Source organism: Luteibacter sp. TLI7-4A (assembly GCF_056754745.1).
The window spans coordinates 3146385-3160362 of sequence record NZ_JBPGWO010000001.1; the positions used below are offsets into that span (position 1 = coordinate 3146385).

Consider the following 13978-nt stretch of genomic DNA (forward strand, 5'->3'; position numbering starts at 1 on the left):
CGCTCGTCTATTCCCCGAAGCCGGCCAGCATCTTCTTGAGCAGGTCTTCGAGCTGCCCCTGTTCGCCCGCGGTGAGATTACGCGTCTGCCGGTGAAGCAGCGTGACGATATCGGGAAGGAAGCTTTCGATGAGGGCGAGGCCCCGCGGGGTGAGCGTCAACGTCACCTTGCGGCGGTCCTCGTCGCTTCCCGAGCGGGCGATGTATCCCTTTTCACAAAGCTGGGTGGTGAGCCGCGTGACGTTCGCGGATTTCTCGCCGGCCGCGTCCGCCAGCTGCGACGGATGCAGGCTGTTCCCCGGCGAGCCGTACAACATCATCAGGATGTTGTATTCGGGGTGGTTGAGCCCGTAGGGACGCATCACCGCGTTCGCCTCGTCCGTGATGTCCTTGAAGAGATGCTTGACCAGGCGCATGAGCGCGGCCGGTCCACGCGGAAACTCCGGGTATTTTGCCCGGGTGATATCAAGACGAGCTTCGGTGGGGGCGAAACGATTCATGGGAGGTACCCGCGATGGTTACCTCACAAGTATATAGTTCAGTTGTGTATATTCAATAGCGGTAGTTATCGCCGACCGCCGGATCAGTTCTTCAGCGGAACGGTTTCGAAACCGCCCTGCGGGGCCGTGTTCTGCGGCGGCGTGGGCGTATTGCCACGCACCGGCTCCACGGCGCGGCTGCCGCAGCTATAGGCGCCCCACGGCTGGGACCCTTCGCTGGGTTCGGCGAGCGGCTTGATCGTGTCGGCACCCATCTTCGCCGCCTCGTTACGGGCCAGCACCTCGAGTTCGTCGCGGACCTTGAGATCGCTACGGTCGACCGGGCCGACCCGGTTCATGACCGACACCGTGACCTTGCCCTGCTCCTTGCAGCTGCCGACATCGCCGTTCCAGGCGGTGCGCACGTTACGCGCGCCGTCGTCGAGCTTGATGCCCCAGGTACAGGCCGAGAGGGCGAGCGGAACGAGAAGGACGAAGGCTTTGCGCATGGGGGAACTCCGGGGAAACGACGAGGCATATGCTAAACGGATGCCGGCGAGGGCGCGATTCGTTCACGCCCTCGCCCGCGCTTTACTTACTTTCCGGCGATGCGGCCGGGGTACCGTGGGCCTTGCCCGTCGAAGCGCCGGCGTGGCTGGCCTTGACCGGATTGCCATCGGCATCGACCACGTGCACCTCGCCAAGGTTCAACGCACGCACGGGTGCCTCGATCTTGCGCAGGTCGCCGACGATGACCCAAGTCAGCGCATCGGGCCGTATGACGGCCGCGAGCGCGTCCTCCGCGGCTTTGCGGTCGACGCCTTCGATACGCGATTTCAACGTCTGCACGTAGTCGTCGGGCCGGTCGTAGACGACGATGCCGGTCATGGCGCCGAGCACCGCGCCGGTGGTCTCGAAGCTACCCGGGAGGGCGCGGATACGCTGGGCGCGGATCTTCGCGATTTCGTCGTCGGTCAACGGCTTCGGCCCGATCACCGCCTTCGCTTCCTTGAGGATTTCCGCAGCCGATTCCGCGGTCTTGTCGGTCTGGACCGGTGCGTAGAACAGCATCGGGCGCTGGCCCTGCGCGTCGGAAAGCATGCTGCCGGCGCCATAGGCCCAACGCTTCTCCTCGCGCAGGTTCATGTTGAGCCGCGAGGTGAAGGTGCCGCCGAACGCGCCGTTGGCGATGCCGAGATCGATGGCGTTCTTCGCCTTCGTGGAGGGTGCGAGCAAGCCGGCGAGGATGAGCGACTGCGGCGCATCGGTGCGGTTGATCAGGAACACGCGTGGCTTCGCCTGCGCCGCGACCTGGCCGATGTTTTTCTTCGGCACCGCGGACGCGGGCGGTGTCCAGTCACCGAAGACGGCATCGAGCTGGGGCAGGATCTGCGCCAGCGTCGTGTCGCCCGCGACCAGGATGCGGACGTTATCCGGACGCACGTAGTCGCGCTGGAAGGCGGCGAGGTCGCCCGCCGTCAACGAAGCGATGGCCTTCTCGGTACCGCTGCCGGTGAAGGGAATGCCATAGGCATGGCCCTTGCCGTAGAGCAGCGGCGGAAGCGTGCGCAGCGCCAGTCCGGTCGGTTCGGTCTTTTCCTGGGCGATGCCGGCCAACCACTGACCACGGACGCGCTCGATATCGTCCGACTTGAATGCCGGGTGGCGGACGATGTCGGCGAACAGGTCGAGCGACGGCTTCAACTCGGAGTTGAGGGCATTGAGGCCCACCCCGCAGGTATCCAGCGAGCAGCTGGAATTGACGAAGGCACCGAGGCGTTCCTTTCGACGGGCGACCTCGACCGAGTCCAGCGTCTTGGTGCTTTCCTCGATCAGCGAGGAGGTGAAGCTGGCCGTGCCGAGCTTGCGGCCCTGGTCAGCCGCGTAGCCGGCATCGAACAGCAACTGCACCTGCGTGACCGGCACCGTGTGGCGCTCGGCCAGCACCACTTCGATGCCGTTCTTGAGTTTGCCGCGCTGCAGCTGCGGGAAGACCAGGTCGGGGAAGCTCGTGACCGGCGGCACGCCCTTGGAGCGGTCCACCGCGGATTTCGCCACGGCATACGATTTGGCGGGCGGCGTGACCGCGGCCGGGCGCCCCTGTGCGGGACCGAGCGCCGTGACCGCCTTGTCTTCCGCGGCAGGATCGAAACCCGGCGCGGCGGGGAGGACAGTGAGCGTGTAGTCGCCCTTGGTCAGCCATGTCTTCGTGGCGGAAAGCACGGAGGCCACGGTGGCCGCCTGCGCCCTGGCGAGGTCCTTTTTGTAGGCTTCCGGATCGTCACGGTACACCTGGCCCTCGGCCAGGATCACCGCCTTGCCGCTCGAGCCGCCGACCTTTTCCAGGCCGCGGACGAAGCTGGCTCGGTTGGCGACCTTGGCGCGGACGAGTTCGTCGTCGGTGGGGCCATGCGCGAGGAATTCCTTCCACACGTCGGCCACCGCCGCCTCGACCTTCGCCGGATCGACGCCGTTCTTCACGTCGACCGTGAGCTGCACCTGGCTGGCGAGCGCGAACGGCGCGATGCCCAGGCTGACGTCGTCGGCGAGCTTGTCCTGGTAGACGAGGCGCTGGTAGAGACGGGAGGTCTTGCCGCCGCCGAGCACGGTCGTTGCGAGGTCGAGCTGGATGGCGTCGTCGCTGCCCAGCTGCGGCACGATCCACGTACGCACGATGCGCGTCTGCGCGACCTGGTCATGCTGGACGCCGCGCGTGGACGTCGTCAGCGGAGTGATCCACGGCTGCTGGCGCGGCACCGGCGGCCCCGCCGGGATATCCCCGAAGTATTCCTCGGCTTTCGCCTTCGCCTGGGCGACGGTGATATCGCCGGCGAGCACGAGCGTGGTGTTCGCCGCGCCGTAGTAATCGTGGAACCACTTCTTCACATCGGCCAGCGAGGCGGCGTCGAGATCCGCCATCGAGCCGATCGTGTCGTGATGATAGGGGTGGTTCGCCGGGTAGGTGTTGAGCAGGACGTTCTCGTCCACGCGGCCATACGGACGGTTTTCATCCTGCCGCTTCTCGTTCTGCACGACGCCACGCTGGGTATCCAGTTCCTTCTGCCCGATCGCGCCGAGCAGGTGGCCCATGCGGTCCGATTCCATCCACAGCGCCATGTCGAGCGCCGTGGTGGGCACGGTCTCGAAGTAGTTCGTGCGATCGAACCAGGTGGTGCCATTCATGTCGGTGGCACCGGCGAGTTCGAACGGCTGGAAATAGGTGCCCTTGCGGTTTTCCGACCCGGAGAACATCAGGTGCTCGAACAGGTGGGCGAAGCCGGTCTTGCCCGCGGGCTCGTCCGCGGAGCCCACGTGGTACCAGATGCTGACCGCGACGACTGGGGCCTTGTGGTCCTCGTGGACGACCACGGTGAGGCCATTGGGCAGCTGGAAACGCGTGTAGGGGATGTCGGGAATCGCGTCGGACGACGCGGGAGCCGCAGTGGCGGCACCGACCAGGGAAATCAGCCCTGCGGCAAGCAGGGCGAAGGGACGCTTCATGTACGGCTCCTCAGGGGCCTTCGTGGCCTCGATCCCGGTGAGGCTAGCCCGCGCCGTCCTCCCGGCGCAATCGGTGCTCGGACAGGGCGCGGACGGTGTCCGCTTACGGGTGGTCAGTGTCCGCGGACAGGAAAGGACCAGAGGTCCACCTGACAAACCTCATGCGAATCAGCTGATTGCACGCTCTTAAAGGCTGGCACGACGTTTGCGTTACTAGTCCTGCCAAGCCGGGTGGCTTTCGACCCGACGCCAGATGAGGAGAACGCCATGAAGTACGAAATGCTGATGCTCCGCAGCCTGCTCGTCACCTCGATGCTGATCTGCGGCCTCACCCTCGCACAGATGTTCTGACCCTTTCGAATAACCATGAATCAAGGCATATACACCATGAAACACGAACTCCTGATGCTGCGCAGCCTGCTGGTCGCCTCCCTGGTCGTCTGCGGCCTGATCCTCGGCAACATGCTGACCTATACCGGCAACCCCATCCAGCTCGCCAGCGTCGGCACGACCGTCAGCGCGACCGCTTGCGCGCTGCCGCCCGATGGCATCGTCTGCCCACGCGCGGCCTCATAATGGGGCATGCCCCATGTCATCCTGTTCCGACCCGAGATACCGCCCAATACGGGCAACGTGATTCGCCTGTGCGCCAATACCGGCGCGGCTTTGCACCTGGTGCGACCGCTTGGCTTCGAGCTGGACGACACCCGATTGCGCCGCGCCGGGCTGGATTACCATGAGTTCGCCCGAGTGGCCGTGCACGACGACCTCGACGCCTGTCTCGCCGCCATCGGCCATCCCCGTGTCTTCGCCTTCTCGACACGCGGCCGCCGCCTGCATACCGACGTGGCCTTCGCCCAGGACGATGCCTTCCTTTTCGGCTGCGAGACGGCGGGCCTGCCCGACGAAGTGATCGATGGCATCCCGGAAGCCCAGCGCATACGCCTGCCGATGCGCCCGGGGAACCGCAGCCTCAACCTTTCCAACGCGGTCGCCGTGGCGGTATTCGAAGCCTGGCGCCAGGCCGGTTTCGAAGGCGCGACACCGTAGGCCTGACGAACGGCGGGTACGGGCAAGCTACAATCCGGCGCATGACCTCCGATCGCCCCGCGGCCGACGCCGGCCCCAACCGCTTCCTGCCTCGCCCGCTGCGCGTCCTCGCCGGACGGGCCATGGAGTCCGCGCTCAACCGCGCCGTGGACCTCGACCCGGACACCCGGGCACGCCTCGACGTTCTCGATGGCCGCAGCGTCCAGGTGTACCTCACGGGACCGGGGCTGGCCTTGCGCATCTCCGTCGAGAAGGGCGGCCTCCGGGTTGGCCCGCCGGAGGACGGCGGCAGTCTCCGCGTCACGGCATCGCCCGGCAGCTTGCTGGCCATGGCTTTGCGCCGCGACGACGACAGCGTGGCACCCGGCAAGGTGGACATCGCGGGTGACGCCGAGCTGGCCCGTCGGCTCGAACGCCTGGCGCGGCAGTACGCACCCGACGTCGAGGAGGCATTCGCGAAAACCTTCGGCGACGTGATCGGCGTGCCGTTGGCGAAGGCCATGCGCGAGGCGCTCGGCCATGCCCGCGAGTCGGCCGCCCATCTCACGGAGGACGCCGCGGACTGGTTGCGCGACGAAGGCCGCGTGGCGGTGGCGCCCGCCGAGATGGATGTCTTCCTCGATGGCGTGGATGCCATACGCGAGCGTGCCGAGCGCGCGGAAGCACGCCTTGCGCGCCTGGAGCGCGCGTCGAAGGGACGCGGCGCATGACATCGCTGCGGCTCGTTCCCCGCCTGCTGCGCGTCGCCGCGGTCCTGTTGAAGTACCAGCTCGACGAACTCGTCGACGGAGCCCATCTCTTCCGCCCCCTGAAGCTCGTCCGTCCGCTTTTCCCGAAACCGTCCGCCGACGTGCGCAGCCTGCCCCGTGGCGCGCGCCTGCGACTCGCGCTCACCGAGCTCGGCCCTATTTTCGTAAAGGCCGGCCAGGTACTGTCGACGCGCCGCGATCTCGTGCCAGCCGACGTCGCCGACGAACTCGCGCTGTTGCAGGACCAGGTACCGCCCTTCCCCGGCGCCGAAGCGCGCGCCATCGTGGAGCGCGAACTCAAGGCGCCTGTCACCACGCTGTATGCCGCCTTCGACGAGATCGCGCTGGCTTCCGCCTCGATCGCCCAGGTGCACGCCGCCACCTTGCACGACGGTCGCGAGGTCGTGGTGAAGGTGTTGCGTCCCGGTATCGACAAGCGCATCGCGCGCGATGTCGACCTCCTGCACGCACTCGGCGAGCTGGCCCAGCGCTGGCATCCGAACGCGGACAAGATCCGCCCACTCGAAGTCGTCGCCGAAGTGGAGAAGATGCTCTCGAACGAGCTCGACCTCCAGCGTGAAGGCGCGAGTGCCAGCCTGCTGCGACGCAACTTCGCCAGTGGTGTCGACCTCTACGTGCCGGAAGTGCATTGGGACTTCAGCACGGAACGCGTGCTCACCCTGGAGCGCGTGCGCGGCGTGAGCGCGGACGATGTCGTCGCGATCGACAAGGCCGGCCTCGATCGCAAGCGCCTCGCCGCCAAGGGCGTCCGCCTGTTCTACGAACAGGTCTTCCGCGACAACTTCTTCCACGCCGACGCGCACCCCGGCAACATCTGGGTCGATACCTCGCGCGTGGACGAGCCACGTTTCATCGCGCTCGACTTCGGCATCATGGGCTCCTTGCCGGAAGCGGACCAGTATTGGCTCGCGGAAAACTTCATCGCGCTGTTCGAACGGGATTACGCGCGCATCGCACAGTTGCACGTGGCGGCGGGATGGATGCCCGCCACCGTCCGCATCGATGAACTCGAAGCGGCCGTGCGCACGGTGTGCGAGCCGTACTTCACCCGCCCGCTCGCGCAGATTTCCATCGCGGAACTGGTCGTGAAGCTGTTCCAGACCGCGCGACGTTTCGAGCTCACGCTGCAGCCGCAGCTGATCCTGTTGCAGAAGACCCTGCTCAACATCGAGGGCGTGGGACGCATGCTCGATCCGGAAATCGACATCTGGGCCGTGGCCCATCCGGTCTTGCGGCGCATCCTGCGCGAGCGTTACAGCATGCGCGCCACGCTGCGTGACGTGCGGCGGCGCCTGCCGGAATGGATCCACAGCGCGCCTCGCATGCCGGAGCTGGTGCGGGATGCCTTGCGCCAGGTGGCCAGCGGCCAGCGCCAGCAGGTGGCCGATCCCCTGGCCCTGGCCCTGGTTCGCGACGATGCGCGACGGATGCGCCGGCTCGTGGCCTGTAGCCTGCTCGGCTCCACGCTCCTGGTTTTCGCGGCCCTGGTCGGGACGCTCGCACCACGCGGCATGTGGCCGGCCGTGGTCGCCGGAGTGGCGGGGATTGTCTCTTTCGCTGCCGGCTGGCCGCGTCGCACCCCCTGACCGCCGTGCTCGAGATCCTCTACCAGGACGACGACATCGTCGCCGTCAACAAACCCGCGAACCTGGCCGTGCACCGCTCGAAGTTCGTGGGTCCGGATGACGCCTTCCTGATCGATCTTCTGCGCGAGCAGGTGGAGGGACGCCTTCACCTGGCGCATCGCCTCGACCGCGCCACCTCCGGCGTGCTCCTGGTCGCCCGCTCTCCCGAGGTAGCGGGCCGGCTCGGCGAACAGTTCATGGGCCGCAGCGTGCGCAAGCGCTACCTCGCCGTGGTGCGCGGCTGGCCGGAGCCGGAGGAAGGGACGGTGGATTACCCCCTGCCCGGTTCGCGCGACACAGGACCGCGGCGCGAGGCCAGCACCGACTATCGCCGTCTTGCCACGGTCGAGGTCGACATCCCGCTGGGGCGCTACGAAAAGCAACGCTATGCCCTCGTGGCGGCGGAGCCGCGTACGGGCCGGTTCCGCCAGATCCGCAAGCATTTCGCCCACATCCATCATCCGATCGTCGGCGACAGCCAGCACGGACGCGGCGATCACAACCGCCTTTTCAAGCAACACTTCGCCTCGCACCGGTTGCTCCTGCATGCCGCCGCCTTGTCGTTCGCGCATCCGGTGGACGGCAGACCGTTGACGCTGCAAGCCGGCCTGGACGATACCTGGCTCAAGTTGCTCGAACGCTTCGCATGGACCGAAGCCTTCAGGAACTGGCGCGACGCCCCGTAAGAATCGCGCCGCAGCATGCCAAGCGTCGTACCACTGCTAGACTTCGTCCCGCCATGCTCATCGTGACTCCCGCCATCGCCATTCCCGACGCCGAGTTGATCGAGCGCTTCACGCGTGCCGACGGCCCCGGCGGGCAGCATGTCAACCGCACCGAAAGCGCGGTGGAACTGCGCTTCGACGTGGCTGGCTCGCCCTCGCTCCCCGAAGAGGTGCGCGCCCGCTTGCTGGCGCGCCGCGACCGCCGCATGACGGATGCCGGCGTCCTCGTCATCCAGGCACGGCGCTTCCGCGACCAGGCACGTAACCGCGACGATGCCCGCGACCGCCTCGCCGACATCGTGCGGGAAGCCACGGTCGTGGCGAAGAAGCGCGTGGCGACGAAACCGACGCGCGCCTCCAAGGAACGGCGGCTCACCGGCAAGACCCAGCGCGGCCAGGTGAAGCGCACGCGGTCGCGCGACTGGAGCCACGAGTGATCGGGGTTCCCGAGCGACTACCGCCCCAGGTGCCATCGTTGCCCGACTCATGGTGGAAGCGCTTCTGCCGCCGGGCGATCGGCTTGAGTGGATGGCGGCTTGTAGGCGAACTGCCCGACTTGCCCAAGGTCGTGCTCATAGGTGCGCCACATTCGTCTTATTGGGACGGCGTGTGGGGTTTGCTGATGAAGTCGGCGCTCGGCCTCGACCTGGGCGTGATGATCAAGCGCGAAGTGCTCAATGGCCCCTTCGGTCCCATCGTGCGCCGCCTCGGCATGATCCCCATCGACCGTTCCGCGGCGACGAACGTCGTGGACCAGATGGTCGAGCGATTCGCCACGCACGACAAGATGTGGCTTGGCATTGCGCCGGAAGGCACGCGCAAGGCGGTGAAGCAGTGGAAGTCCGGCTTCCTGCGCATCGCCCGTGCCGCTGGCGTTCCCATCCAGACCGTCTTCATCGATTACCCGACGAAGACGTTCACGGTGGGCCCGCTGGTGAATGCCAGTGCGGACATCGAGGGCGATCTCGCCTCCATTCGCGCCATGTTCGCCGGGTACCGCGGCAAGCACCGCGGCGTTTGATGTTCTGACGCGCCAATCCCACAGGGAAGGAGCGAGATAGCTTTGAGTACTTCAGCTACTCGGCACGCTGCACATTCCTGACAACACCTGACTGTTTTATGCGCGACGCTCGCTATCTACTTTTAGCGAGTGCGCTTCATGATCATTCCATCATGGCTCAGGCGATTTGATACTCCGCCTGCGAAAGTCGATGTACTGGGCAAGGTCGGTCAGCATCGCTGTGACCCGGTACGGCTTTCGTGGCGCCTTCCTGGCCCTGTGAAGCAGTCGCTCAAGCAAATGGACCTGACGCGCGTGCGTCCTTCGGAATTGCTTGTAATCGCTTCGGCACTGCGTAAAGAGGGCCTGATGTCCGGGTCTGCGTTAGACAAGATCAAGGATTTCACACTCGATGCCCATGGCAAGCCCGGTCCAGATATTCCGTTCGACTTTCTGCGCGACGTACGCCAAGGTCTTGCCGTTGCGAAAGCCGTGTCGCGCAAGCAAGGGAACTTCGCTCCGGAACGGCTGTACGCAGAGTTCGCCATGAGTGCCCGTGGCTTGAATTATTTGGCGGCAGCCATCAAGGGGATACGCCCGGTTGATATCTACGGGTAAAAGTCAGCGTTCTGAATGCCCCGACTCGTCGTAATCGCGATGCGTCAGCAAGCCGGGGCGGATCAGGTCGATGAACGCGCGTGCCTCCGGGCTGAGGAACTTGCCCTTGCGCATGACGACGCCGTAGCTTCGCTGGGGAAAGAACTGGCGCAGGTTGCGCACGGCGAGCCGCTCACGGTCGGCTTCCGTGATGCAGATGCCGGTGACGATGGAAATGCCCAGCCCCATCGCCACGTACTGCTTGATCACGTCCCAGCCACCCACTTCGATTGCGACGGTATACGGCACGTGCCGTTGCTGGAACACCATGTCGACCAGGCGAAACGTGGTCAGCCGCTGAGGGGGAAGGATCAGCCCGTACGGCGACAAGTCCTCCAGGCGGATGTCGTCGAGCGAGGCGAGCGGATGATCCGGCGGCATGATCAGCATCGGATCGTAGTGATAGACCGGTGCCCATGCGATGTCGTTCGGCACATCGAGCATCGAGCCGATGGCGATGTCCGCTTCGTCGGCGCGCAACAAGGCAAGGCCATCCTTGCCCGTGACGTTGGCCAGTTGCAGGTGCACCGACGGGTAGCGCTCGCGGTAGGCCTTCACCAGCTCGGGCAGCAGGTATTGGATGGTGGACGAGCCCGCCGCCACCGTGAGCTTCCCTCCCTGGGAGCCACGAGTCTTCGTGTGGAACTCGCGATCCAGGTTCTCGAGCCCTTCCACGAGCGGACGGGCCATCTCGTAGAGCGCCTCTCCGGCATCGGTAAGAGTGACGCGACGGCGGGTCCGTTCCAGGAGCGGAGCTCCCAATTCCCGCTCCAGCGCCTTCAGCTGCAAGCTCACGGAGGGCTGAGACAGGAACAGTGCCTCCGCGGCACGACTGAGAGTGCCCAGGCGCGTGATGTAGACGAAGGCTCTCAACTGCTTCAGGCGGTTGCCCTTGTAGTAGAAGCGGGCGGCGGCATCGCTTCCCGAATCGGCGGCCCGCGTCTTGCCGCGCGAAGCCTTCGTGGCCTTTTCACCGACGGGATTCAGCTTCTTTGTCACCGGCAACTCCATTTAAGTCAATCATTTACCATATTCATTAACATTGTTAATGCTTGTCTTTGAAACATATGCTTTGTCAAAAGCATAGCCCCGGGCCTAGCGTGGATACCAGACCTACGTCCGGAGGCTCAGTCCCATGGCAGTTCCCAAGATCGCGATCGACCCGCAGGCCGGCATCCGCTTCGGCGACGATAGAGGCGCCTACAGCGACATCCTGACGCCCGCCGCCGTCGCCTTCGTGGCCGGACTCCACCGCCGCTTCGACGGCCGCCGCCTTGCCCTGCTGGCGGAACGCGTGGCCCGGCAACAGCGATATGACGCAGGCGAACTGCCCGACTTCCGCGCGGATACCGCTTCCATTCGGAAAGATGACTGGTCGGTCGCCCCCATCCCCCTTGCACTCCGTGATCGCCGCGTGGAAATCACGGGCCCGGTGGAACGCAAGATGATCATCAACGCGCTGAACTCCGGCGCCAGGGTGTTCATGGCCGACTTCGAGGACTCGAGCGCCCCGACCTGGGCCAACCAGATGGACGGTCAGCGCAACCTTCGCGATGCGGTGGACGGGAGCATCGAGTTCACCAACGCCGAAGGCAAGGTGTACCGCGTGGGCAAGGATCCCGCCGTGCTGGTGGTGCGTCCGCGCGGCTGGCACCTGCCGGAGCGTCACGCGGAAGTCGACGGCGATGTGGTCGCCGGCGCCCTGGTGGATTTCGGCCTGTTCGCATTCCATAACGCGAATACGCTGCACGAGCGGGACCGCGGCCCCTACTTCTATCTGCCGAAGCTGCAGAGCATGGAAGAAGCCGCGTTATGGAATGACGTGATGACACACGCCGAAAGCGAGCTTGGCCTTCCGTATGGAACGATGAAGGCCACGGTGCTCATCGAGACGTTGCCTGCCGTGTTCCAGATGGACGAGATCCTGCATGCATTGCGCGATCGCGTCGTCGGCCTCAACTGCGGTCGGTGGGACTACATCTTTTCCTACCTCAAGACGTTCCGTAACCATGCCGATCGCCTGCTCCCCGAGCGTGGACAGGTCGTGATGACCGTGCCCTTCCTCAAGGCGTATTCGGAGTTGCTGATCCACACCTGTCACCGCCGTGGCGCCTTCGCGATGGGCGGCATGGCCGCACAGATTCCGATCCGCGGCGATGACACCGCGAACGAGGCGGCGATGGCCAAGGTGCGCGCGGACAAACTGCGTGAGGTCACCGCCGGCCACGACGGCACATGGGTCGCGCATCCCGCCCTGGTTCCCATCGCACGATCGATCTTCGACGAACACATGCCGACGCCGAACCAGTTGCATGTGCTGCGCGAGGATGTCCAGGTGACCCGCGACGCGTTGATCGCACCCGCCATCGGCACGATCACGCGGCAAGGTTTCGACAACAACGTCGAGGTCTGCCTGCGCTACACCGCCGCCTGGCTGGAGGGTCTTGGCTGCGTGCCGATCCATAACCTGATGGAAGACGCGGCCACCGCCGAGATAGCCCGCGCCCAACTGTGGCAATGGCTGCATCACGGCCCGCTGGAATTCAGCGACCACGCGCACATCGACATGGCCTTGTTCGATCACGCCCTGGCAACGCATTGCCACCGCCTGCGCGAAAGCACCCAGCCCGGAGCCAGTCGTGCCGAGGAAGCCGCCGCGCTGATCTCCGCGCTCACCCATGCCGACGAGCTACGCGATTTCCTCACCCTGCCCGCCTACGAACACCTGGCCTGAAATCTTCTTTCCACGGAGCCCCACGATGAAGACGCATACCGCCGAACAGATCACGCTCGACTGGAAGAACAACGAACGCTGGAGCAACGTCGAGCGCCCCTACACGGCCGAGGACGTGATCCGCCTGCGCGGCACGGTCCAGGTCGAGTACACGCTTGCCCGGCGCGGCGCGGAGCGCCTGTGGCGCTCCATCCACGACAAGCCCTACGTCAACGCACTCGGTGCGCTGACGGGCAATCAGGCGATGCAGCAGGTGAAGGCGGGGTTGCAGGCCATCTACCTGTCCGGCTGGCAGGTGGCCGCCGACGCGAACACGGCGGGCACGATGTATCCCGATCAATCGCTGTATCCGGTCGACTCGGTGCCGAACGTCGTCCGCAAGATCAACAAGACCCTGCTGCGCGCCGATCAGATCCACCATGCCGAAGGCAAGGACAACATCGATTGGCTCGTGCCGATCGTCGCGGATGCGGAAGCCGGCTTCGGCGGTGTATTGAACGCGTACGAATTGATGACCCACATGATCGAGGCCGGCGCCGCCGGCGTGCATTTCGAGGACCAGCTCGCCAGCGCGAAGAAGTGCGGCCACATGGGTGGCAAGGTGCTGGTGCCGACGCAGGAAGCGGTGCAGAAACTGGTCGCCGCCCGCCTCGCCGCGGACGTGGCGGGCGTGCCCACGCTGATCGTCGCGCGCACCGATGCAATGGGCGCAGGCCTGGTCACGTCGGACGTCGACGATTACGACAAGCCCTTCCTCACCGGCAAGCGCACGGTCGAGGGCTTTTATGAGGCCAAGCAGGGTATCGAGCAGGCGATCAGCCGTGGGCTTGCCTACGCACCGTATGCGGACCTGATCTGGTGCGAGACGGCGACGCCGGACATGGAACAGGCGCGCCGCTTCGCCGATGCCATCCATGCGAAGTTCCCTGGCAAGAAGCTCGCCTACAACTGTTCGCCGAGCTTCAACTGGAAGAAGAACCTGGACGAAAAGACCATCGCCACCTTTCAGAAGCAGTTGGGAGAGATGGGCTACGCCTTCCAGTTCATCACCCTTGCCGGCTTCCATGCGCTCAACTACTCGATGTTCCAGCTGGCACGCGGCTACCGCGATCGTCAGATGGCCGCCTACGTCGAATTGCAGGAAGCGGAGTTCGCGGCGGAGAAGGACGGCTACACGGCCGCCAAGCACCAGCGCGAGGTCGGCACGGGCTACTTCGACACGGTGAACCAGGTGATCTCGGGCTCCCTGAGTTCGCTCTCGGCACTCAGCGGCTCCACCGAGGAAGAGCAGTTCCACCCGGCTTCGGCGGCCTGAGAGCGGGCCAGAAAGTAAAAATCGGCCAGCGCCAAGGAGGCGGGCCGATCCGGGCAACGAGGGGAATGCCGCGAGAAGAAAGGCCGGGTCCCGGTGTTGGAGCGGGGGGAGGGAGGGGTATCC

Annotated in this window: 14 protein-coding genes; 10 read left to right on the plus strand and 4 right to left on the minus strand. The window is 65.5% G+C overall.

What is annotated here, in order from left to right:
* Positions 1-7: 7 nt before the first annotated feature.
* The 3 genes from ACR9Y6_RS13820 to ACR9Y6_RS13830 form a co-directional block, all read right to left on the minus strand.
* Complete coding sequence (locus tag ACR9Y6_RS13820) at positions 8-499, minus strand: MarR family winged helix-turn-helix transcriptional regulator (RefSeq protein ID WP_481281798.1); 492 nt, start codon at positions 497-499, stop codon at positions 8-10.
* An 83-nt stretch (positions 500-582) separates the two neighbouring features.
* Entirely contained in the window at positions 583-987 is a 405-nt protein-coding gene (locus ACR9Y6_RS13825) for a DUF4156 domain-containing protein (protein ID WP_481281799.1), read from the minus strand.
* A gap of 82 nt (positions 988-1069) precedes the next feature.
* On the minus strand, positions 1070-3979 hold the full coding sequence (locus ACR9Y6_RS13830; protein ID WP_481281800.1) for a M16 family metallopeptidase: 2910 nt from the start codon (positions 3977-3979) through the stop codon (positions 1070-1072).
* Between the two features lie 387 nt (positions 3980-4366).
* On the opposite strand from ACR9Y6_RS13830, the gene ACR9Y6_RS13835 reads away from it, so the two are divergent.
* The 8 genes from ACR9Y6_RS13835 to ACR9Y6_RS13870 all read left to right on the plus strand — a co-directional run bounded on the left by ACR9Y6_RS13835 (position 4367) and on the right by ACR9Y6_RS13870 (position 9767).
* Positions 4367-4555: a hypothetical protein gene (locus tag ACR9Y6_RS13835; RefSeq protein WP_481281801.1), complete on the plus strand. Its 189-nt coding sequence runs from the start codon at positions 4367-4369 to the stop codon at positions 4553-4555.
* Positions 4556-4561: 6 nt separating this feature from the next.
* Positions 4562-5029, plus strand: coding sequence for a tRNA (cytidine(34)-2'-O)-methyltransferase (locus tag ACR9Y6_RS13840; protein WP_481281802.1), 468 nt, complete (start codon positions 4562-4564; stop codon positions 5027-5029).
* Positions 5030-5070: 41 nt separating this feature from the next.
* A complete protein-coding gene (locus tag ACR9Y6_RS13845; RefSeq protein ID WP_481281803.1) occupies positions 5071-5739 on the plus strand; it encodes a ubiquinone biosynthesis accessory factor UbiJ in 669 nt (222 codons plus the stop codon).
* Positions 5736-7385: a ubiquinone biosynthesis regulatory protein kinase UbiB gene (gene ubiB / locus ACR9Y6_RS13850; RefSeq protein ID WP_481281804.1), complete on the plus strand. Its 1650-nt coding sequence runs from the start codon at positions 5736-5738 to the stop codon at positions 7383-7385. Before ACR9Y6_RS13845 ends, ubiB begins: the two co-directional genes overlap by 4 nt.
* A 5-nt stretch (positions 7386-7390) precedes the next feature.
* The gene (locus tag ACR9Y6_RS13855) at positions 7391-8110 is read left to right on the plus strand and encodes a pseudouridine synthase (protein ID WP_481281805.1); all 720 of its coding nucleotides are present in this window, start codon (positions 7391-7393) and stop codon (positions 8108-8110) included.
* Between the two features lie 53 nt (positions 8111-8163).
* Positions 8164-8586 (plus strand): alternative ribosome rescue aminoacyl-tRNA hydrolase ArfB, encoded by a 423-nt coding sequence (gene arfB / locus ACR9Y6_RS13860; protein WP_481281806.1) that lies wholly within the window; start codon positions 8164-8166, stop codon positions 8584-8586.
* Between the two features lie 131 nt (positions 8587-8717).
* Complete coding sequence (locus ACR9Y6_RS13865; RefSeq protein WP_481282733.1) at positions 8718-9170, plus strand: 1-acyl-sn-glycerol-3-phosphate acyltransferase; 453 nt, start codon at positions 8718-8720, stop codon at positions 9168-9170.
* Between the two features lie 138 nt (positions 9171-9308).
* Positions 9309-9767 carry a hypothetical protein gene (locus tag ACR9Y6_RS13870; RefSeq protein ID WP_481281807.1) on the plus strand — a complete coding sequence of 153 codons (459 nt, stop codon included), beginning with the start codon at positions 9309-9311 and terminating at the stop codon, positions 9765-9767.
* 3 nt (positions 9768-9770) lie between these two features.
* On the opposite strand, the gene ACR9Y6_RS13875 is transcribed toward ACR9Y6_RS13870, so the two are convergent.
* Positions 9771-10688 (minus strand): LysR family transcriptional regulator, encoded by a 918-nt coding sequence (locus ACR9Y6_RS13875; protein WP_481282734.1) that lies wholly within the window; start codon positions 10686-10688, stop codon positions 9771-9773.
* A 253-nt stretch (positions 10689-10941) separates the two neighbouring features.
* On the opposite strand from ACR9Y6_RS13875, the gene aceB reads away from it, so the two are divergent.
* Positions 10942-12540 carry a malate synthase A gene (aceB, locus tag ACR9Y6_RS13880; RefSeq protein ID WP_481281808.1) on the plus strand — a complete coding sequence of 533 codons (1599 nt, stop codon included), beginning with the start codon at positions 10942-10944 and terminating at the stop codon, positions 12538-12540.
* Positions 12541-12565: 25 nt separating this feature from the next.
* Positions 12566-13855, plus strand: coding sequence for an isocitrate lyase (aceA, locus tag ACR9Y6_RS13885; protein ID WP_481281809.1), 1290 nt, complete (start codon positions 12566-12568; stop codon positions 13853-13855).
* Positions 13856-13978 lie beyond the last annotated feature (123 nt).